This is a genomic window from Streptomyces sp. NPDC002994, assembly GCF_040611155.1.
Lineage (GTDB): Bacteria > Actinomycetota > Actinomycetes > Streptomycetales > Streptomycetaceae > Streptomyces.
This window is the reverse complement of sequence record NZ_JBEXNQ010000038.1, coordinates 38,913-57,166: the sequence shown is the minus strand read 5'-3', so window position 1 is coordinate 57,166 and position 18,254 is coordinate 38,913. Positions and strand designations below refer to the sequence as shown.

At 68.7% G+C, this 18,254-nt stretch carries 18 protein-coding genes and 1 pseudogene; 6 read left to right on the top strand and 13 right to left on the bottom strand.

Annotation, left to right across the window (positions count from 1 at the left end; translation table 11 throughout):
- The first annotated feature begins 151 nt into the window (after window positions 1-151).
- Both ABZX79_RS34425 and ABZX79_RS34420 read left to right on the top strand, forming a co-directional pair.
- Complete coding sequence (locus ABZX79_RS34425; RefSeq protein ID WP_355266825.1) at window positions 152-1,003, top strand: helix-turn-helix transcriptional regulator; 852 nt, start codon at window positions 152-154, stop codon at window positions 1,001-1,003.
- A 14-nt stretch (window positions 1,004-1,017) separates the two neighbouring features.
- Window positions 1,018-1,218: a DUF397 domain-containing protein gene (locus tag ABZX79_RS34420; protein WP_355266822.1), complete on the top strand. Its 201-nt coding sequence runs from the start codon at window positions 1,018-1,020 to the stop codon at window positions 1,216-1,218.
- A gap of 677 nt (window positions 1,219-1,895) precedes the next feature.
- Here ABZX79_RS34420 and ABZX79_RS34415 read toward each other — a convergent pair.
- Window positions 1,896-2,421: pseudogene (locus tag ABZX79_RS34415) on the bottom strand (tRNA methyl transferase PRC-barrel domain-containing protein); the annotation flags it as partial.
- 110 nt (window positions 2,422-2,531) lie between these two features.
- On the opposite strand from ABZX79_RS34415, the gene ABZX79_RS34410 reads away from it, so the two are divergent.
- The gene (locus ABZX79_RS34410; RefSeq protein WP_355266819.1) at window positions 2,532-2,894 is read left to right on the top strand and encodes a PepSY domain-containing protein; all 363 of its coding nucleotides are present in this window, start codon (window positions 2,532-2,534) and stop codon (window positions 2,892-2,894) included.
- Window positions 2,895-3,187: 293 nt separating this feature from the next.
- Here ABZX79_RS34410 and mnmA read toward each other — a convergent pair whose 3' ends face one another.
- On the bottom strand, window positions 3,188-4,312 hold the full coding sequence (gene mnmA / locus ABZX79_RS34405; protein ID WP_355266816.1) for a tRNA 2-thiouridine(34) synthase MnmA: 1,125 nt from the start codon (window positions 4,310-4,312) through the stop codon (window positions 3,188-3,190).
- A gap of 54 nt (window positions 4,313-4,366) precedes the next feature.
- Here mnmA and ABZX79_RS34400 point away from each other — a divergent pair, with 54 nt between their 5' ends.
- Together ABZX79_RS34400 and ABZX79_RS34395 are read left to right on the top strand one after the other, a co-directional pair.
- Window positions 4,367-5,035 (top strand): N-acetylmuramoyl-L-alanine amidase, encoded by a 669-nt coding sequence (locus ABZX79_RS34400; RefSeq protein WP_355266813.1) that lies wholly within the window; start codon window positions 4,367-4,369, stop codon window positions 5,033-5,035.
- A gap of 233 nt (window positions 5,036-5,268) precedes the next feature.
- Window positions 5,269-6,618, top strand: coding sequence for an MFS transporter (locus ABZX79_RS34395; protein WP_355266810.1), 1,350 nt, complete (start codon window positions 5,269-5,271; stop codon window positions 6,616-6,618).
- Between the two features lie 28 nt (window positions 6,619-6,646).
- On the opposite strand, the gene ABZX79_RS34390 is transcribed toward ABZX79_RS34395, so the two are convergent.
- The 3 genes from ABZX79_RS34390 to ABZX79_RS34380 form a co-directional block, all read right to left on the bottom strand.
- Window positions 6,647-7,816, bottom strand: coding sequence for a cysteine desulfurase family protein (locus ABZX79_RS34390; protein WP_355266807.1), 1,170 nt, complete (start codon window positions 7,814-7,816; stop codon window positions 6,647-6,649).
- Between the two features lie 78 nt (window positions 7,817-7,894).
- Window positions 7,895-8,167 carry a DUF4190 domain-containing protein gene (locus tag ABZX79_RS34385; RefSeq protein ID WP_355266804.1) on the bottom strand — a complete coding sequence of 91 codons (273 nt, stop codon included), beginning with the start codon at window positions 8,165-8,167 and terminating at the stop codon, window positions 7,895-7,897.
- A gap of 7 nt (window positions 8,168-8,174) precedes the next feature.
- The gene (locus tag ABZX79_RS34380; protein WP_214974852.1) at window positions 8,175-8,339 is read right to left on the bottom strand and encodes a hypothetical protein; all 165 of its coding nucleotides are present in this window, start codon (window positions 8,337-8,339) and stop codon (window positions 8,175-8,177) included.
- A 96-nt stretch (window positions 8,340-8,435) separates the two neighbouring features.
- Between ABZX79_RS34380 and ABZX79_RS34375 the strand changes: the two genes are divergently transcribed.
- Window positions 8,436-9,062, top strand: a complete 627-nt coding sequence (locus ABZX79_RS34375) for a TetR family transcriptional regulator (RefSeq protein ID WP_355266800.1) — start codon at window positions 8,436-8,438, stop codon at window positions 9,060-9,062.
- A gap of 17 nt (window positions 9,063-9,079) precedes the next feature.
- On the opposite strand, the gene ABZX79_RS34370 is transcribed toward ABZX79_RS34375, so the two are convergent.
- The 8 genes from ABZX79_RS34370 to ABZX79_RS34335 form a co-directional block, all read right to left on the bottom strand.
- Window positions 9,080-9,931 (bottom strand): thioesterase family protein, encoded by an 852-nt coding sequence (locus tag ABZX79_RS34370; RefSeq protein ID WP_355266797.1) that lies wholly within the window; start codon window positions 9,929-9,931, stop codon window positions 9,080-9,082.
- 54 nt (window positions 9,932-9,985) lie between these two features.
- Complete coding sequence (locus ABZX79_RS34365; protein ID WP_355266794.1) at window positions 9,986-10,660, bottom strand: trimeric intracellular cation channel family protein; 675 nt, start codon at window positions 10,658-10,660, stop codon at window positions 9,986-9,988.
- Window positions 10,661-10,678: 18 nt separating this feature from the next.
- Complete coding sequence (locus ABZX79_RS34360) at window positions 10,679-11,842, bottom strand: dipeptide ABC transporter ATP-binding protein (protein ID WP_355266791.1); 1,164 nt, start codon at window positions 11,840-11,842, stop codon at window positions 10,679-10,681.
- A 20-nt stretch (window positions 11,843-11,862) separates the two neighbouring features.
- Entirely contained in the window at window positions 11,863-12,963 is a 1,101-nt protein-coding gene (locus tag ABZX79_RS34355; protein WP_215127295.1) for an ABC transporter ATP-binding protein, read from the bottom strand.
- 38 nt (window positions 12,964-13,001) lie between these two features.
- Window positions 13,002-14,000 (bottom strand): ABC transporter permease, encoded by a 999-nt coding sequence (locus ABZX79_RS34350; protein ID WP_214975108.1) that lies wholly within the window; start codon window positions 13,998-14,000, stop codon window positions 13,002-13,004.
- A 116-nt stretch (window positions 14,001-14,116) separates the two neighbouring features.
- Window positions 14,117-15,895 carry an ABC transporter substrate-binding protein gene (locus ABZX79_RS34345; RefSeq protein WP_355266856.1) on the bottom strand — a complete coding sequence of 593 codons (1,779 nt, stop codon included), beginning with the start codon at window positions 15,893-15,895 and terminating at the stop codon, window positions 14,117-14,119.
- Between the two features lie 115 nt (window positions 15,896-16,010).
- Complete coding sequence (locus tag ABZX79_RS34340) at window positions 16,011-17,009, bottom strand: ABC transporter permease (RefSeq protein WP_214974838.1); 999 nt, start codon at window positions 17,007-17,009, stop codon at window positions 16,011-16,013.
- Between the two features lie 375 nt (window positions 17,010-17,384).
- Entirely contained in the window at window positions 17,385-18,188 is an 804-nt protein-coding gene (locus ABZX79_RS34335) for an enhanced serine sensitivity protein SseB C-terminal domain-containing protein (protein ID WP_355266786.1), read from the bottom strand.
- Window positions 18,189-18,254 lie beyond the last annotated feature (66 nt).

Genomic DNA, 18,254 nt, shown 5'->3' with positions numbered 1-18,254 from the left:
GGGACGGCTACGCGAGTGGTACGAGTCACACCGTAGCGCCGCAGTTACAACCCGTGCTACCCACTTCACTAAAACGGGTCAGACCTCCGGTCTCGGTGGACACCTGGGCAATGAGGTCGTCAAACTGTGCGCGCGAGTAAGGAGTTGACCCATGGCACCCCGTCAGGCCCCCACCATCCGCCAACGCCGATTCGGCGCCGAGCTCCGTCGACTACGTGAAGCCGTAGGTATGTCAGCCCCCACGGCGGGCGAGCGGCTCGGAGCGGACCGAACGATGATCTCCAACATCGAATCAGGGCGGTTCGGGATCAGCGAAGAGCGACTGCGTCGATTGGGCAGCATCTACGAGTGTGACGACCCTGAACTGATAGATGCCCTCTCCGACATGACGGGCGGCCGACCCAGGGGCTGGTGGGACGAGTACCGAGGCAAGATCCCGCCGGACTTCCTGGATGTGTCGGAACTGGAGCACCACGCGACCAGCCTGCGAACGCTGCAGACGGCGCACATCCCGGGCCTGTTTCAAACGGAGGAGCACGCTCGCGCGTTGTTCGACCTCTTCGTACCGGCGTTGCCACGGCTGGAGGTCGAGTTGCGGGTGGCCCACCGTCTGACGCGGCACGATGTCGTGGCGGATGACCGTGGTGTGCCGTATGTGGGATTGATCCACGAGGCAGCGCTGCGGATGCGGTTCGGAGGGCGCCGAATCGCGGCTGCTCAGCTGAATCGGCTCCTGGAGGAGAGCGAGCGTCCCAACGTTCGACTTCTGGTGATCCCGTTCACCGCCGAAGGTTTTCCCATGGCTGGGGACACGATGATGTACGCGACTGCCGCCAACCCCCACCTGGACACCGTGGAGGTGGACTCACCCATCGGTGCGGCCTTCTTCGACTCCCCTACGCAATTGGCCAACTTCCGGCGGCGACTGGACTTGGTCGAACAGGTGGCGTTGAATCCGAAGGGATCGAGGGACCTCATCCTCGACATCGCCAAAGACATGTGAGAGGCAGCGCGTCCTTGCCCGAGTTGAAGTGGCTGAAGTCGTCGTTCTCCGAGGCGTCCGGCAACGCCTGCGTCGAGGTCGCTGCGACGAGCCCTGAAGGGATCTCGCTCCGCGAGAGCGACAACCCGGACATTGTGGTCTCGACGAGCCAGCCGGCTCTGCGGGCGCTTCTGCTTGGGGTGAAGGCCGGGGGCGTCCAGTCCCCCGGCCGCTGAGGACCGCATCACACTGCCGGGGTACCAACCTCACCGCTGAGCAGATCCTCGACCGCGCCCTGCTGCGCAGCACACAGCTCGCGATCTGCCTCCGAAGCGCCGCAGCCCGAAGCCGGATCGACGGGAACGGGGCCGCAGACCCGGCCCGACAGAAGCTTGATCACCGTCAATGCACAGGCAGTACCCAGGCCCAGGGCCCCTACCAGGCCGCCCCCGCCCCCGACCGACCTGACCAGTCGCGGAGCAGCCCGTCCCAGAGCCAGGAGAGGCAGGCCGGGCGCGTACCAGACTTGCGTCATGACGGCAGCACACGACTACGAGCACCTGGTCGACCGGCTCAGTCCGTCCCAGGCGCGGAAGCTGCGGCTGATCATCACCCAGCACGACGAGCTGTCCTGTCAACCGGGACACCCCCGACACGGCCGGGGAGAGCGCCGAAGACGCCAGCGGGCTCCCGGACGACTTCCCCACGCTCTTCGGCAGCATCAGCGCGCCCGCCCACTACGCCGAACATCACGACGACTACGTGCGTGAACGTATGGAGCGGCACTTCGGCGCTGCCGAGTGATCACAACCGTCTTCGACACCGGCCCTCTACTGGCGGCGTTCAACACCAACGACAAGCGCCACGCCCAGTGCCTGGCTCTGCTGCCGTAGGCCGTCTGGCGTTCACCGGATCAGACGGAGGCGGTCGCCGCCGTGCGGCTCGTCGTCGCGATGGTCGCCGAGCCGACCACGCGTGGTCGCCGAGCCGACCACGCGTGGGCGTCGTACAGGACGATCGCCTGGCCGGGGGCGACCCCGCGCACCGGCTCGGTGAAGGTGACCCGGAGCTCCGAGCCGTCGATCAGCTCGGCGGTCACCTCCGTCTCGCCGCCGTGCGCGCGCAGCTGCGCGGTGTACGTGCCGCTCCCGGCGGGAGCCGTGCCGCACCAGCCAGGGACGTGACGTCCAGGGCCTCCACCGGGCCCACCGTCACCGTGTTGTTCACCGGGGAGATGTCCAGGACGTAGCGCGGCTTGCCGTCGGCGGCGGGGTGGCCGATGCGCAGGCCCTTGCGCTGGCCGATGGTGAAACCGAAGGCGCGTCGTGGGTGCCGAGCTTGGTGCCCGACTCGTCGAGGATGTCGCCCTCAGCCTTGCCGCCGAGACGGTCCGCCAGGAAGCCCTGGGTGTCGCCGTCCGCGATGAAGCAGATGTCGTAGGGGAAGCAGCACCCTGAGCGAAGCACAGGCGCGGGAGGAGGCCATCGCCTTCGCCGAGCAGCACGTGTCCTGGTTCAATGTGTCCGCCGGCGAGGTGACCGGGCGCGCGGTGAGTCACGAGCCCGGCGACGATCTGCACGCCTTCACCTGGCGGGCACGCGGCGAGCACGGTGACGGCCCGGAGCGGGTCGACCTGGAAGTGGACCGGCGGACGGGCAGCATCGTGTACTTCTCGGCAGCCCGGGCCGACGGATCCACCGAGGAGGCGTCGGTCACCCGCGAAGAAGCCATGGCCGCCGCGTCGGCGGTCGTGAGTGGCGGAACGACCTTGGTCTCCGCCGAACCGGACACGTGGGACCGGCCGCGGTGGCGGATCGTACTGGACCGCTCCGGCGAGCCGTTGACGCCTGACCTGGTCAAGGTCACCGTGGATGCGGTCACGGGGAAGGTGATCGTGGTGGAGGGAACATGAGAGTCCGGCCAGGGTTCCGGAAGGCGCTCGCGGTAGCTCTGGTGATGCTGGGGCTCACGGTGGCAGTGCTGGTCGTGCTGAATCCGGACCGCGCGCTGGAAAGGTGCATTCGCGTGGCTCATATGGAAGAAGGCGAATCCATTGAGGGGCGTGGATGGCGCCTTGACCCGGCCGGATTCCACTGCGCTGTGACGCGCCGGGGCGGGACTACCGACATGGTCGTCGTCTCACCTTGGTGAACGCCAGGCCGGGGGCGGCACGGATCGTGCCGCCCCCGGCCTGTCACCAAGGGGTCAGGCGAGGGCCGTCGCCCGGCTCGTCGTCGCGATCGTCGCCGAGCCGACCACGCGTGTGCCGTCGTACAGGACGATCGCCTGGCCGGGGGCCACGCCGCGTACTGGCTCGGTGAAGGTGACCCGGAGCTCCGAGCCGTCGACCAGCTCCGCGGTCACCGGCGTCTCGCCGCCGTGCGCTCGCAGCTGAGCCGTGTACGTGCCGCTGCCGGCCGGGGCCGTACCGCACCAGCGGGGCTTGATCGCGGTCAGGGCGGTGACGTCGAGGGCCTCCACCGGGCCCACCGTCACCGTGTTGTTCACCGGGGAGATGTCCAGGACGTAGCGCGGCTTGCCGTCGGCGGCGGGGTGGCCGATGCGCAGGCCCTTGCGCTGGCCGATGGTGAAGCCGAAGGCTCCCTCGTGGCTGCCGATCTTCGTACCCGACTCGTCGAGGATGTCGCCCTCCGCCTTGCCGCCGAGACGGTCCGCCAGGAAGCCCTGGGTGTCGCCGTCCGCGATGAAGCAGATGTCGTGGCTGTCGGGCTTCTTCGCGACCGCGAGACCCCGGCGCTCGGCCTCCGCGCGGATCTCGTCCTTGGTGGTGAGGGTGTCGCCGAGCGGGAACATCGCGTGCGCGAGCTGCCGCTCGTCGAGGACGCCGAGGACGTACGACTGGTCCTTGGCCATGTCGGACGCGCGGTGGAGCTCGCGGCTGCCGTCCTCCTTCAGGACGACGGTCGCGTAGTGGCCGGTGGCCACCGCGTCGAAGCCCAGCGCCAGCGCCTTGTCGAGCAGCGCCGCGAACTTGATCTTCTCGTTGCAGCGCAGGCACGGGTTCGGGGTGCGCCCGGCCTCGTACTCCGCGACGAAGTCCTCGACGACGTCCTCGCGGAAGCGCTCGGCGAGATCCCACACATAGAAGGGGATGCCGATGACGTCGGCGGCCCGGCGCGCGTCGCGCGAGTCCTCGATCGTGCAGCAGCCCCGCGCGCCCGTACGGAACGACTGCGGGTTCGCGGACAGGGCGAGGTGTACGCCGGTCACATCGTGCCCGGCTTCGGCAGCTCGGGCAGCGGCAACGGCGGAGTCGACCCCACCGGACATGGCGGCGAGGACACGGAGGCGGCGCGGGGTCTCAGTCATAGCTCCACCAGGGTAGACGGAACCACCGACAGGGCCGAAAGCGTTAAAGGGCTCATGGAGAAAAAGAAGGCGGCAGGGGTGAGCAGGCGCGCCCTGTTCATCGGGGGCGGCGCGGCCGTCGTGGGCGGTACGGCCGCCCTGTACGGGGAAGAGCTGTCCCGGCTGTGGTGGCTCGTACCGGGCATCGACAAGCAGCGTACGGCGGGAGAGGTGGATCACAAGGGCGCCCAGTGGGTGGCCGCGTCGGCCGCCAATCTGCGGACCGCGGACCGGCCCGCCGACTACACCATCGACCGGATCGTGATCCACGTGACGCAGGGCAGCTTCGCCTCGGCCGTGCGCGTGTTCAAGAACCCGCTGCACGCGGCCGCCGCGCATTACATCGTGCGGGCGAAGGACGGCCACATCGCGCAGATGGCGCGGGAGCTGGACGTCGCCTACCACGCCGGTAACCGCTCGTACAACGAACGCAGTGTCGGCATCGAGCACGAGGGTTTCGTCGACCGGCCGGAGAACTTCACGGACGTCATGTACCGCTCGTCGGCCCGTCTCGCCGCCGGGATCTGCCGTCGGTACGAGATACCGGCCGACCGGGAGCACATCATCGGCCACGTCGAGGTCCCGGGCACCGACCACACCGACCCGGGCCCGCACTGGGACTGGGCCCGCTATCTCCGGCTCGTACGGGAGGAACTGGCGGGCGGCCCCCCGGTCAAGACCTAGCGCTCTCGACGGGCCGCCCCCCTGTCCCGGAATTGGCAACAGTATTTGCCGCCACCAACCGGCAGGCCGCACGCTCCTCGGCATGAACCACACAGCGATCCCGGACACGGGCATGGCTGCGGGCGACAGGGGAGTTCAGGTTGAAACCGATCAGTGCGGGACAGGACGAAGCAGCGAGAAGTACGGAGCGGACGCCTTCAGTCCGGTGGGCACTCGCCGGCCTTTCGCTGTCCATGCTGCTGTCCTCGCTCGGCACCAGCATCGCCAATGTCGGTTTGCCGACGCTGGCACAGGCGTTCTCCGCCTCCTTCCAGGAAGTCCAGTGGATCGTCCTCGCCTATCTCCTGGCCATCACCACCGTGATCGTCAGCGTCGGACGGCTCGGTGACATCATCGGCCGCCGACGGCTGCTGCTGAGCGGAATCTCGCTCTTCACGGTGGCCTCGGTCGTGTGTGGAGTCGCGCCCAGCCTCTGGTCGCTGATTGCCGCCCGGGCGGCGCAGGGCCTCGGAGCGGCCGTCATGATGGCCCTCGCCATGGCGTTTGTCGGTGAGACGGTTCCGAAGTCAAGGACCGGCAGCGCCATGGGGTTGCTCGGAACGATGTCCGCGATCGGTACCGCTCTCGGTCCCTCGCTGGGCGGCGTTCTGATCTCGGGACTCGGTTGGCAGGCGATCTTCCTTGTCAACGCACCTCTGGGTGTCCTGACTTTCCTTCTCGCGCACCGCAACCTGCCCGCTGATCAGCGGAAACCCGGAGCCGACCGGGCCCGCTTCGACCATGTGGGCACGCTGCTGCTTGCCGGGACGCTCGCGGCTTACGCACTCGCCATGACGATGGGGCACGGCAGTTTCGGCGCGCTCAACGTGGCTCTGCTGTCCGCCGCTGCCGTCGGCGTCGGCCTGTTCGTGCGCGCCGAGGCGAGAGCAGCCTCACCGTTGATCCGACTGGCAATGTTCCGCGATCCACTGCTGAGCGCGAGCCTCGCCATGAGCACGCTCGTCTCGACGGTGATGATGGCGACGCTGGTGGTCGGGCCGTTCTATCTCTCTCGTACGCTCGGCCTCGATGAGGCTCTTGTTGGACTCGTCCTTTCGGTCGGTCCGCTGGTCGCCGCGCTGACCGGTGTGCCGGCCGGTCGTATCACGGACCGTTTTGGCCCACACCGCATGACCGTCGTCGGGCTCATCGCAGCAGCGGCTGGTTCCTTCCTTCTGTCCATGACGTCAGCGACGTTCGGTGTCCGCGGCTACATCGCCGCCATCGCAGTCATGACCGTCGGCTATGCGGTGTTCCAGACGGCCAACAACACCGCCGTCATGACAGATGTCCCCCCGGATCAGCGGGGCGTCATTTCGGGCACGCTCAACCTGTCGCGCAATCTCGGGCTCGTCACCGGCGCATCCGTCATGGGCGCTGTGTTCGCGCTCTCATCTGCGACGACCGACGTCACAACGGCGCCTGCCGGGGCCGTTGCCACCGGAATGCGGGTCACGTTCGCAGTCGCGGCGATTCTGATCGTCGTCGCGCTCGCCATCGCGGTCGGCAGCCGTGCTCTCGCGCGGAAAATTTCGAGTGCGTGATCGGGCCTGCCCCAAGGCGGTCCCCCGGTCAGACGAGCCCGGCCGTACGTGCCCGTTCCACCGCCGGACCGATCGCCTCCGCCACCGCCGCCACATCCTCGGCGGTCGACGTGTGCCCGAGCGAGAAGCGCAGGGTGCCGCGCGCGAGGTCGGGGTCGGTTCCGGTGGCCAGCAGGACGTGACTCGGCTGGGCGACTCCGGCCGTGCAGGCGGACCCGGTGGAGCATTCGATGCCCTGGGCGTCGAGGAGCAGGAGCAGGGAGTCACCTTCGCAGCCGGGGAAGGTGAAGTGGGCGTTGGCCGGCAGCCGGCCGCCCGGGGACGGGTCGCCGCCGAGGATCGCCGTAGGGACGGCCGCGCGTACGGCCGCGACCAGGTCGTCGCGCAGCCCGCCGATCTCGCGCGCGAACCACTCCCGCCGCTCGGCCGCGATCCGGCCCGCCACCGCGAACGCGGCGATGGCCGGGGCGTCGAGGGTGCCGGAGCGTACATGCCGCTCCTGGCCGCCGCCGTGCAGTACGGGTACGGGGGTGTACTCACGGCCCAGCAGCAGCGCGCCGATGCCGTACGGCCCGCCGATCTTGTGCCCGGACACGGTCATCGCGGCCAGCCCGGAGGTGGCGAAGTCGACGTCCAGTTGCCCGAAGGCCTGCACCGCGTCGGCATGCAGCGGTACGCCGAACTCTGCGGCCACGTCGGCCAGTTCGCGGACCGGCATGACGGTGCCGATCTCGTTGTTGGCCCACATCACGGTGGCCATGGCGACGTCGGACGGGTCGCGTTCGATGGCGGCGCGGAGTGCGTCGGGGTGAACCCGGCCGTACGAGTCGACCGGCAGGTACTCGACGGTCGCGCCCTCGTGCTCGCCCAGCCAGTGGACGGCGTCCAGTACCGCGTGGTGCTCGACGGGGCTCGCCAGCACCCGGGTTCTGCGCGGGTCGGCGTCGCGCCGCGCCCAGTACAGGCCCTTGACGGCGAGGTTGTCGGCCTCGGTGCCGCCGGCGGTGAAGACCACCTCGCTCGGCCGGGCGCCGAGGGACTCGGCGAGCATCTCGCGGGCCTCCTCGACGGTACGCCGCGCCCGTCGGCCGGCGGCGTGCAGAGACGACGCGTTGCCGGTGACGGCAAGCTGGGCGGTCATCGCCCCGACCGCTTCCGGAAGCATCGGGGTGGTCGCGGCGTGGTCGAGGTAAGCCATGGTGGATTCGATTCTACGAGCCCACCGGACGCTCCCCGGTCCCGCCCTTGCCGCGGTCGGCTTTCCCGCCGCGCCCTTTCAGCCGCCGAAGGTCCAGGACACGCTGCCGTCGGCCGAGGCGAGCACGGCGAGGACCACCAGGTCGGCCACTCCGAGACCGAGCCCGAGCAGCGCCCTGCCCCGGCGTCCGGTGCCCCGCTTCAGGGCCAGGGTGGCCAGCACGATGGCGGCGGGGCCGAGGAAGATGTTGAGTACGAGCAGTCCGACGAGGCCGAGTACGAACGACGCGACGGCCATGCCGTCGGCGTCCCGCAGTCCCGTGCGGCTGCGTGCGGATGCGGTGAACTCCATGGCGCCTTCAGCTCCTTCGGGTGGACCGTCGCGAGTGACGCTCACGGGCGGCGAAGACCAGCAGCCAGACACCGATGAGCGCGGCGGCGACGAGGGACACCGGGACCGGCACGTGGGCCACCGAGCCCATCAGCACCCCCAACAACAGCAGAGCCGCTACGAGGACGAACATGTGAACCCCTCCTGGGAGTACGACTGTTCACTGACTGCCCAGTCTAGGCACGCCCTGGGGTTCCCGGCCTCAGAGAACGGTTGTTTACTGAATGTCATGAGTCACACCGTCGGCATCCGCCAGGCCCAGAAGCAGAAGACCCGCCAGTCCCTCATGGAGGCGGCGCTCGTCCTGCTCGAGGACCAGAGCCTGAGCAGCCTCGGCCTGCGCGAGGTGACCCGCGCCGTGGGCGTGGCCCCGACCGCCTTCTACCGGCACTTCCGGGACACGGCCGACCTCGGCGTCGCGCTCGTCGACGAGGCTCTGGGCAGCCTGCACGCGGTGATCCGCGCGACTCTCGCCGCGACGGGCGACAGCGCCGAGCGCATCGACGGTACGGTCGGCCTCATCGCACGCCACGTCCGGGCGTACCCCTCGCATGTCCGCTTCATCGCCCGCGAACGCCACGGCGGCGTGGAGCCGGTGCGCGCCGCGATAGGCGAGCAACTGCGCCTGTTCGCCGACGAGGTGGCGACCTGGCTCGCCACTCAGCCCGATTCGGCGGGCTGGAGCGAGGAGGACCTGCGGATGCTGGCGCACGTGTACGTCGACCACATGGTGATGACCGCGTCCGCGTTCCTGGAGGCCGAGCCGTACGGCGACGAGCGCGTCGAGGCCGCCGCTTCCCTCGCCCGCCGTCAACTGCGCCTGGTCAGCCTCGGCCGCCGCCACTGGCTGGACTGAGCCCTGGCGGCACGGGCTCAGCCGCGCGGTGCCCGCGCCAGTTGCCGGGACTGGGCGACGAGCCGGTCCGCGCTGTCCCAGACCTCCGCGTCCTCCTCCAGGAAGCCGCCCGCGAGGTTGCGGGTGGTGATGGAGACGCGCAGCGGTCCCGGGGCGGGCCGGCAGCGTATGTGGGTGGTGAGTTCGACGGTCGGCGTCCAGCCCTGCAGGCCCAGCTCGAACGAGGTCGGCGGCAGCGCGTCGACCGTGAGCAGCAGCGAGAGCGGGTCGGCGTCGCGGCCGTCGGCGAGGCCGAACCAGCCGCGCATCTCGCCGTTGCCGGACGGCTCGCCGACGGCCCAGCCGACGGTGGCGGGGTCGAGCCGGATGTTGAGCCGCTCGGTGATGGCCGAGCTGCTCAGGATGGCGGTGGGCCCGGCCTCGGTGCCCAGGCAGTGCTCGTACGGCGGCATGACGGGCGGCTTGGCGGTCGTGCGGACGTCGTCGGTCAGGGCGTCCAGGTCGCCGTACGAGGCGAGGACGCGGATCCGCTCCACCTCGGTGCCGTCATCGGCGTACTGGAAGAGGGAGGCCTGGCCGGTGGAGAGGGTGCGTCCACTGCGGACGGTCTGCGTCCGGACGACCGCCCTGCCCGGCACGGAAGGGGTCAGGTAGTGCGCCGAGACCGTGAACGGATCACAGTGCGGCAGGGCGTCGCCGAGCGCCCGGCCGAGCAGGGCGAGGAGGTAGCCGCCGTTGACGGCACCGAAGATCGTCCAGCCCGCGGAGAGGTCCGCGTCGTAGACGCCCGGCTGCGATGCGCGTGAGGAGAGCGCGGTGTCGCGGTCGAACTCACTGTCCCCGATGGATGCCTGTGTTGCCTGTGCCATGGCATGCACGGTACACCGGCACATTACTAAGCGGTAGCTAAGCGCCCGCCCGAGCTAAGTCGTCGCCTCGGACTGCTCCTCCGCCTTCGCCGAGCTCCGGTTCCAGGCGCGCGGCGCCCGCCAGTGGAAGTGCAGCGCCAGCAGCCGCAGCACGAAGGCCGTGACGACGGCGATCCCGCTGGTCACCGCGTTCAGCACGTCGAAGCGGATGAAGAGGACGACCATGGCGGCCCCGACGATCGCGGGGACGGCGTACAGATCACGGTCCCAGCGCAGCAGCGAAGGCACCTCGTTGGCGAGGACGTCACGCAGTACGCCGCCACCGACGGCGGTCGCCAGGCCGAGGGCCGCCGAAGCGGTCAGGCCGAGCCCGTAGTCGTACGCCTTGGTGGTGCCCGTGACGCAGAAGAGCCCGAGCCCGGCCGCGTCGAAGGCCATGACCGAGCCCTGGATGCGTTCGACCTCGGGGTGCAGGAAGAAGACCAGGGCGGCCGCGATCAGCGGGGTGGTGAAGTACCCGAGGTCGGTGAAGGCGGCCGGCGGCACCGCGCCGATGATGAGGTCGCGGAGCAGCCCCCCGCCCAGCGCGGTGACCTCTGCGAGCACCGCGATGCCGAAGACGTCAAAATTCTTGCGCACGGCGAGCAGGGCGCCGGAGATCGCGAAGACGAAGATCCCGACGAGGTCGAGCGAATGCTGGACGGAGGGCGTGAAGAGTTCCTGGAACACCGGGCAATTGTGCCGGTTCTAATCCTTGCCGCTGTCCTCCGCGCTCTCGGACGCGGTGTCACCCTCGCCCTTCGCCACCGCCGCGGGCGGCGTGACGTCGACGATCTCGATCGCCTCGCGCGCCGTCTCCAGCACCGTCGACGACTGCGGCGCCTGGTCGGGCGCGTTCTCCGGGTGGTGGCACGCCACCTGGTGGCCGGTCTTGAGCGCGGTCAGCACCGGCTCCTGCGTCTTGCAGATGTCCGTCGCCTTCCAGCACCGCGTGTGGAAGCGGCAGCCCGAGGGCGGCGAGATCGGCGACGGCACATCGCCCTTGAGCAGGATGCGTTCGCGCTTGTGCTTGCTGCGCGGGTCGGGCACCGGGACCGCCGACAGGAGCGCCTTGGAGTACGGGTGCATGGGCGCCTCGTACAGCGCCTTGCGGTCCGCCAGCTCGACGATCTTGCCGAGGTACATCACGGCGATGCGGTCCGAGACGTGCCGGATGACCGAGAGGTCGTGCGCGATGATCACGTACGTCAGCCCGAGCTCGTCCTGGAGGTCGTCCAGCAGGTTCACCACCTGCGCCTGGATCGACACGTCCAGCGCCGACACCGGCTCGTCCGCGACGACCAGCTTCGGCTTGAGCGCGAGGGCCCGCGCGATGCCGATGCGCTGGCGCTGCCCGCCCGAGAACTCGTGCGGATAGCGGTTGTAGTGCTCCGGGTTGAGACCCACCAGCTCGAGCAGCCGCTGGACCTCGCGCTTCACTCCGCCCTCGGGCGTGATGTTCTGGAGCTTGAAGGGCGCGCTGACGATCGTGCCGACGGTGTGGCGCGGGTTCAGCGAGGAGTACGGGTCCTGGAAGATCATCTGTACGTCGCGGCGCAGCGGACGCATCCGGGCGGTGCCCAGGTGGGTGATGTCCTGCCCCTCGAACTCGATCTTCCCGCTGGTCGGCTCCAGCAGCCGCGTGATCAGCCGGCCCATCGTCGACTTGCCGCAGCCCGACTCGCCCACCACACCCAGGGTCTCCCCCGGCCGTACGTCGAAGTCGAGGCCGTCGACGGCCTGAACCGCGCCGACCTGGCGCTGGAGGACGCCCTTCTTGATGGGGAAGTGCTTCACCAGGCCGCTGACCCTGAGCAGCGGCTCGGTCGACGGCGAAGACGGCGAAGAGGTTGCCTGCTCCGGGATCGTCACTTCTGGATCCTTCGTCTCGCTCACAGCTTCGGCGCAATCTCTTCGGTCCAGATCCGCGTCCGGTCCTCGGCCGCCATGTGGCAGGCGGAGTAGTGCCGTTCGGATTCCTTGCCGGGCAGCACCTTGAGTTCCGGGCGCTCGGTGCGGGTGATCCCGCCCTTGGGCACGTCCGCGTACGGGCAGCGCGGGTGGAAGGCGCAGCCGCTCGGGATGTTGATCAGGCTGGGCGGCGAGCCCTTGACCGGGATGAGGCGCTCGGTCTGATCGCGGTCGATGCGCGGCATCGAGCCCAGCAGGCCCCAGGTGTACGGGTGCTGGGGCTCGTAGAACACCTTCTCCGCCGGACCGCGCTCGATGCAACGGCCGCCGTACATCACCAGGATGTCGTCGGCCAGTTCGGCGACGACGCCCAGGTCGTGCGTGATGATGATGACCGCCGAGCCGAACTCCTTCTGCAGGTCCCGGATGAGGTCCAGGATCTGCGCCTGGACGGTGACGTCCAGGGCGGTGGTCGGCTCGTCCGCGATGAGCAGCTCGGGGTTGTTGACCAGGGCCATCGCGATCATCGCGCGCTGGCGCATACCGCCGGAGAACTCGTGCGGATAGCCGTCGAACCGCTTGTCGGGCTGCGGGATGCCGACCCGGTCGAGCAGTTCGATCGCGCGCCGCTTGGCGGCCTTCTTGTCGACCTTGTTGTGGATGCGGTACGCCTCCACGATCTGATGGCCGATCGTGTAGTACGGGTGCAGCGCGGACAGCGGGTCCTGGAAGATCATCGAGATCTCGCGGCCGCGCAGCTTGCGTACCTCGTCGGGGTCGGCCGACAGCAGTTCCTTGCCGTCCACCCAGATCTCACCGGAGATCTGGGCCTTGCGCCGGCCGTACTGGCCGACGGTGTGCAGGCCCATGATGCCGAGCGAGGTCACCGACTTGCCGGAGCCGGACTCGCCCACGATGCCGAGGGTCTTGCCCTTCTCCAGCTGGAAGGAGAGGCCGTCCACCGACTTGACGAGGCCGTCGTCGGTGGGGAAGTGCACCTTGAGGTCGCGTACGTCGAGGAAGGCGTCCGGCCGCGGGGAGCCGGTGCGTACGGGCTCGCCGACCGCACCGGTCTTCGTCAAGGGGGCTCCGGGGGCCTCCCCCGGGACAGGCACAGTGCTCACGAGAGCCTCACTCGGGGGTCGATCACGGAGTACAGGATGTCCACGACGAGGTTCGCGAGCACCACGGCGGCTGCGGCGATGAGCGTGACACCCAGGATCAGCGGAAGGTCGAAGTCGCCGATCGCCTTGACCGCCGCCTGGCCGAGGCCGGGGAGGCTGAAGGCGGTCTCGGTGAGGATCGCGCCGCCGACCAGTGCGCCGAGGTCCATGCCGAGGATGGTGAGGATCGGCGTCATCGTCGAGCGCAGGGCGTGCTTGCCGACGACCACCGGTTCACTCAGGCCCTTGGCGCGGGCGGTACGGATGTAGTCCTCGCCCAGGACCTCCAGCATGGTGGCGCGGGTGAGCCGGGCGTACATCGCCGCGTACAGGAAGGCGAGGGTCACCCACGGCAGCACCAGGCCGCTGAACCAGGCGAGCGGATCCGACGCGATGTCCACGTATTCGGCGTCGAACCAGCCGAGCTGTGTCCTGAAGATCGCCAAGGAGAGAAGGGCGGTGAAGTAGATCGGCAGCGACACACCGGCCAGCGCGATGGTCATCGCTGTACGGTCGATCGCCGTGCCCCGCTTGAGGGCGGAGATGATGCCGGTGGTGACACCGACGATGACCCACAGCACGCACGCGCCGCCCGCCAGGGACAGCGTCACGGGAAGCCGCTCGGTGAGTACGGGCCAGATCTCCTGCTCCGTACGGAAGGAGTAGCCGAAGCACGGGGCGTCGCAGTGGAACGACGAGCCGCCACCGGTGTAGTCACGGCCCACGAACAGGCCGCTGACGAAGTTCCAGAACTGCACCAGGATGGGGTCGCCGAGGCCCAGCTTCTCCCGGACACCTTCGATCGCGCCTGGGTCGGCCTGCTTGCCGATGAACATCGCGGCGGGGTCGCTGCCGGTCAGTTTCGGGATGACGTAGAAGATGCCGAAGGTCACGAGCGTGACCACGAGCAGCATCACGACGACGGCGGTCAGCCGCCTGATGAGGTATGCGAGCACTACGGTCGGCCCGGCGGCGGCCCGGGAATCCGGTGAGGGATCCCCGGGCCGCCGCACGCGGCCATCACCTGCCCTTCGGGCTTAGCGGCGGGTGTGCCGGCGGAGCGAACGGACGGTCACTTGACGCCGAGGGAGGCGTAGTCGTAGCGGCCGTTGTAGGAGTCGGCCGTGTAGACGTTGGTCAGCCGCGAGCTGCGCCAGATCATGTTCTTCTCGAACGTGAAGGGCAGGTAGACCGCGTGCTCGGAGACCTTCTCGTTGATCTGCTTGTAGAACTCGGCGGCCTTGTCGGGGTCCGTCTCAAGCATCGCCTTGTCGAACAGGCCGTCGATCGACTTGTCCTTCAGCATCGAGAAGTTGTTGTTGCCGCTGTCGAGGATGAAGCGGCTGTCGACCAGCGGCTGCGAGAAGCCCTGACCGGTCGGGAAGTCGGCACCCCAGCCCATGATGATGATGCCGTAGTTCTTCTTGTCGACGTTCTTCGGGGCGCCGATGATGCCCGAGGTCTGCGCACCGTCGTACTGGTCGATCTGCACCTTGATGCCGACCCTCTTCAGCGAGGCCTGCATCGACTCGGCGGTGGCGATCTCCTGCTGCTTGTTGTTGCGGACCGCGATGGTGGTCTCGAAACCGTTCGGCTTGCCGCAGGCCTTGAGCTCTTCCTTGGCCTTCGCGACGTTGCCCGTGGTGTCCTTCAGGACGTTGTACGGGTCGTACTTCGCGTCCGAGCCCTTGATGCTCGGCGGCAGCATGTTGGTGGCGATGTCGCCACCCGCCATCGGGCCGCCGCGCGCGGTCTGCAGCGACTTGTGGTCGGAGCCGTAGATGACCGCCTTGCGGCAGTGGATGTTGTCCATCGGCTTGACCGTCTGCGGGAACACCGCGTACCGGATGAAGCCGGTCTGCGGATTGTCGACGTTGGCCTTGTGGTCGCGCAGCGCCTTGGTGCGGCCGGCCGGGCTGATGCCGGTGGCGTTGATGTCGACGTCGTAGTCGCCCTCGATGAGGCGGTTGTCCATGTCGTCGGCGTTGGTGATGAGCTTGAGCGAGACCTTGTCCGGCAGCGCCTTGCGGACGGTGTCGGTCTCCTTCTTCCAGTTGGGGTTGCGGCTCAGCTCCATGCCCTTGTTGGGGGTGTAGGAGTCGATCTTGTACGGGCCGTTGGAGAAGGGCTTCAGGCCGTACTTCTCGACCGTGTCCTTGTCCTGGCGGACCGGCGTGGCCGCCGGCATGGCCAGCATCTGGAGGAAGTCACCGTTGGGCTTCGGCAGCTTGAAGACGATGGTCTTGTCGTCCGGCGTCTCGATGGCCTTCAGGCCCAGCTTGTCGGCCGACTTGTCCTTGTACGGGCCCTGGTACTCCTTCTTCGGGTCCAGGACCTGCTGAAGGTAGATCGGGCCGCCGGAGATCTTGTCCTGCGCCCAGATGCGCTCGATGCCGTACTTGATGTCCTTGGAGGTGACGGGCTTGCCGTCCTCCCAGTTGACGCCGTCCTTCAGCTTGAAGGTGTAGGTCTTCTTGTCCGCGGAGACCTGGCCCGTGTCGGTCGCCATGTCGGCGACGAGCTCGGTTGACTCGGTGCCCGGTACCGGTTTGAAGGTGATCAGCTGGCGCGTGTAGTAGCGGGCGAAGTCCCACATGAAGCCGTAGTAGCCGCGCTGCGGGTCCCAGGAGTCGGCGTCCTGCGTACCGATGAACTTGATCGTGCCGCCCTTCTTGTCCGAAGGGTTCGCGATCTTGCCGACGGCGGCGTTGAAGCCGGGGGCCTTGCCCTTGCCGTCCGCTCCGTCGTCCTTGCCTCCGCCACCGCAGGCCGCGGTTCCGACGAGCGCGGCGACAACGAGCGCCGCGCTTGCGGCGAGCCGTCGCCTGGAAGAACTGTTGGCTGTCACGATCAGCAACCTCCGTGAGAGTGCCGGTCCTTGGGGGGACCGACGGTTTGGGTGGCCTCCTGACACATCGGCAGGGGCGGCGCGGTGGGAACAGGTGCGGTGGTACGGGGACGTACGGTCAGCGGGAGCCCTTCGGGTCCAGCGCGTCTCGCACGCCGTCGCCGAAGAGGTTGAAGGCCAGGACGGTGATGAAGATGGCCACGCCGGGCGCGATCATGAACATCGGGTCCGCCTCGTAGTACTCCTTGGCCTTGGAGAGCATCTGCCCCCAGGAGGCGGTGGGCGGCTTGACTCCGGCGCCCAGGAAGCTGAGCGCGGCCTCGCTGAGGACGTTGGTCGGGATCATCAGCGTCGTGTAGACGGTGATCGGCGCCACCAGGTTGGGCAGCAGCTCCTTGAAGAGGATGTACGCGCGGCCCGCGCCGAGGCTGCGTGCCGCCTCGACGTACTCGCGTTCCCTGAGGGAGAGCGTCTGGCCGCGGACGATCCGGCCCACGTACGGCCATCCGAAGAAGCCGATGACGACGATCAGCGCGCCGATGCGCACACCTGAACCGCTGAACCCCCAGAGGGAGTTGGGCAGTACCGAGACCAGCGCGATGATGAACAGGAGCTGCGGGAAGGCCAGCAGTACGTCCATCACCCGGCTGATCGCCGCGTCGACCCAGCCGCCGAAGTAACCGGCGATGATCCCGAAGACCGTGCCGAGCACGACGGCGAAGACGGCCGCGAGGAAGGCGACCAGCAGCGAGATCCGGGCGCCGTACACGAGGCGGCTGAACACGTCGCGGCCGTTGACCGGTTCGACTCCCAGCAGGAAGTCGGAGCTCATGCCGCCCCAGCTGCCGATCGGCGTACCGAACAGCGGGTCGATCTTGTCCTCGTGGAAGTCGTTCGGCGGGTGGCCGAGCGCGCTGACGATCAAGGGCGCGAACACCGCGACCAGGATCAGGAACAACACGACGACGCCGCCGGCCAGCGCCACCTTGTCGCGCTTCAGACGCACCCATGCGATCTTCCAGGGCGAGCGGCCTTCGATGGCTTTCGCCGGAACATCGGCCGCGACGTCAACGGCCGCGGTCTCTGCCGCGCTCGTGTCGTGCAGTGGTGCCGTCATCGTGGTGGGGACCCCTCTCGGCTCGGCCGACGGGTGGTCGGCCCGCGCCTGCCGCTGTAGCGGCTTATTCGCATCGCAGGTGCAAGTGGTGCAGAAAACTGCAGAAGCTTCAGAAGGTGCAGAAGCTGCTCGGACAAACGCAGTTGCTTACGGGGAAAGCGGGTCGTACACAGGACCGACATTCCTTGTTGCGGGAGTCTTCAATGAGCGCGCGATCACCCGCCAGCCCTGGCGGGCAATGGATGCGTAACCGTGATGTGGCCTGTGGTCTTCCGTTATCCGGACGCCGTGATCGGCTCAGCGGATCAGAAGCGGTCTAATGCGTCAGACCGGACATGCCGCCCAACGACCCTTATGGATCGCCGAATTGGGCTATCAGTAGGCGCGCGGGGCCGGGTAGCCGTAGCCGCCCTGGGCGGCGGAGGAGGGGGCGGCGGGCGCCGCGTGCGCGTCGCGGTCGTAGAACGGGCGGGCGTTGGCGCGCAGCCACATGGAGACCGGGTCGTACTCGTCGGACATCGCGACGGTGGACACGGGCAGCCCTTCCGGCACCACCCCGATCGACTGCTGCATCATCGCGCGCACCGCGTCGACGGACTGCTGACTCGTGTCGTAGAGATCGAGTCCGATGGCCAGATACGGCGCCCCGAGCGCCGGCTGCACCCAGGCGCGGCGCAGCGCGCGGACCGCGGGCGTACGGTGGGCGTTCTGCGTGAGCAGGGCGTAGAACTGGGGGATCTCGATGGCGGGTTCGGACAGCCGCAGCGGCCCGGCGGGCATCCGGTCGAGCCCGGTCGCGATACGCCGCAGATCGAGCCAGGGGATGCCGACGCCGCCGCCCGGGGCGTGCGGATTCAGCCAGATGCCCCAGCGGTCGGGAAAGAGCGCGCGTGCCAGGTCCCGCCCGGTGACCACTTCGTACGCCCGGCTCCAGCCGCTGGCGGCGAGCTCCTGGGCGGAGGTGACGCACGGGGCGTAACCGAGGCCGTCGACCTCCATGTTCCCGTACTGGGCGTCGGGGGAGCCCGCCTGGCCGTGCCAGAGCAGCATCCAGACCTTGCCGCCCGCGGGGTCGGCGATGGCACGCAGCAGCGCCTCGTACGCGTCGTACCGCCCGGGCGTCACCTGGCGCAGCATGTGCTCGACCTGCCCGGCCGCCGCAGTGCCTGACGCGCTCACCCTGGGTCCCGCCCCTCTTCGATCCACCGTGTTGCTTCACGTGTCGCATCAGCTTAAGCGGCAGCA

Coding starts and splice junctions, on each gene's coding strand:
- ABZX79_RS34395 (WP_355266810.1), top strand. CDS start 5,269: ATGCTGCTGTCCTCGCTCGGCACCAGCATCGCCAATGTCGGTTTGCCG.
- ABZX79_RS34390 (WP_355266807.1), bottom strand. CDS start 7,816: ATGGCTTACCTCGACCACGCCGCGACCACCCCGATGCTTCCGGAAGCG.
- ABZX79_RS34375 (WP_355266800.1), top strand. CDS start 8,436: ATGAGTCACACCGTCGGCATCCGCCAGGCCCAGAAGCAGAAGACCCGC.
- ABZX79_RS34425 (WP_355266825.1), top strand. CDS start 152: ATGGCACCCCGTCAGGCCCCCACCATCCGCCAACGCCGATTCGGCGCC.
- ABZX79_RS34380 (WP_214974852.1), bottom strand. CDS start 8,339: ATGTTCGTCCTCGTAGCGGCTCTGCTGTTGTTGGGGGTGCTGATGGGC.
- ABZX79_RS34400 (WP_355266813.1), top strand. CDS start 4,367: ATGGAGAAAAAGAAGGCGGCAGGGGTGAGCAGGCGCGCCCTGTTCATC.
- mnmA (WP_355266816.1), bottom strand. CDS start 4,312: ATGACTGAGACCCCGCGCCGCCTCCGTGTCCTCGCCGCCATGTCCGGT.
- ABZX79_RS34385 (WP_355266804.1), bottom strand. CDS start 8,167: ATGGAGTTCACCGCATCCGCACGCAGCCGCACGGGACTGCGGGACGCC.
- ABZX79_RS34340 (WP_214974838.1), bottom strand. CDS start 17,009: ATGACGGCACCACTGCACGACACGAGCGCGGCAGAGACCGCGGCCGTT.
- ABZX79_RS34370 (WP_355266797.1), bottom strand. CDS start 9,931: ATGGCACAGGCAACACAGGCATCCATCGGGGACAGTGAGTTCGACCGC.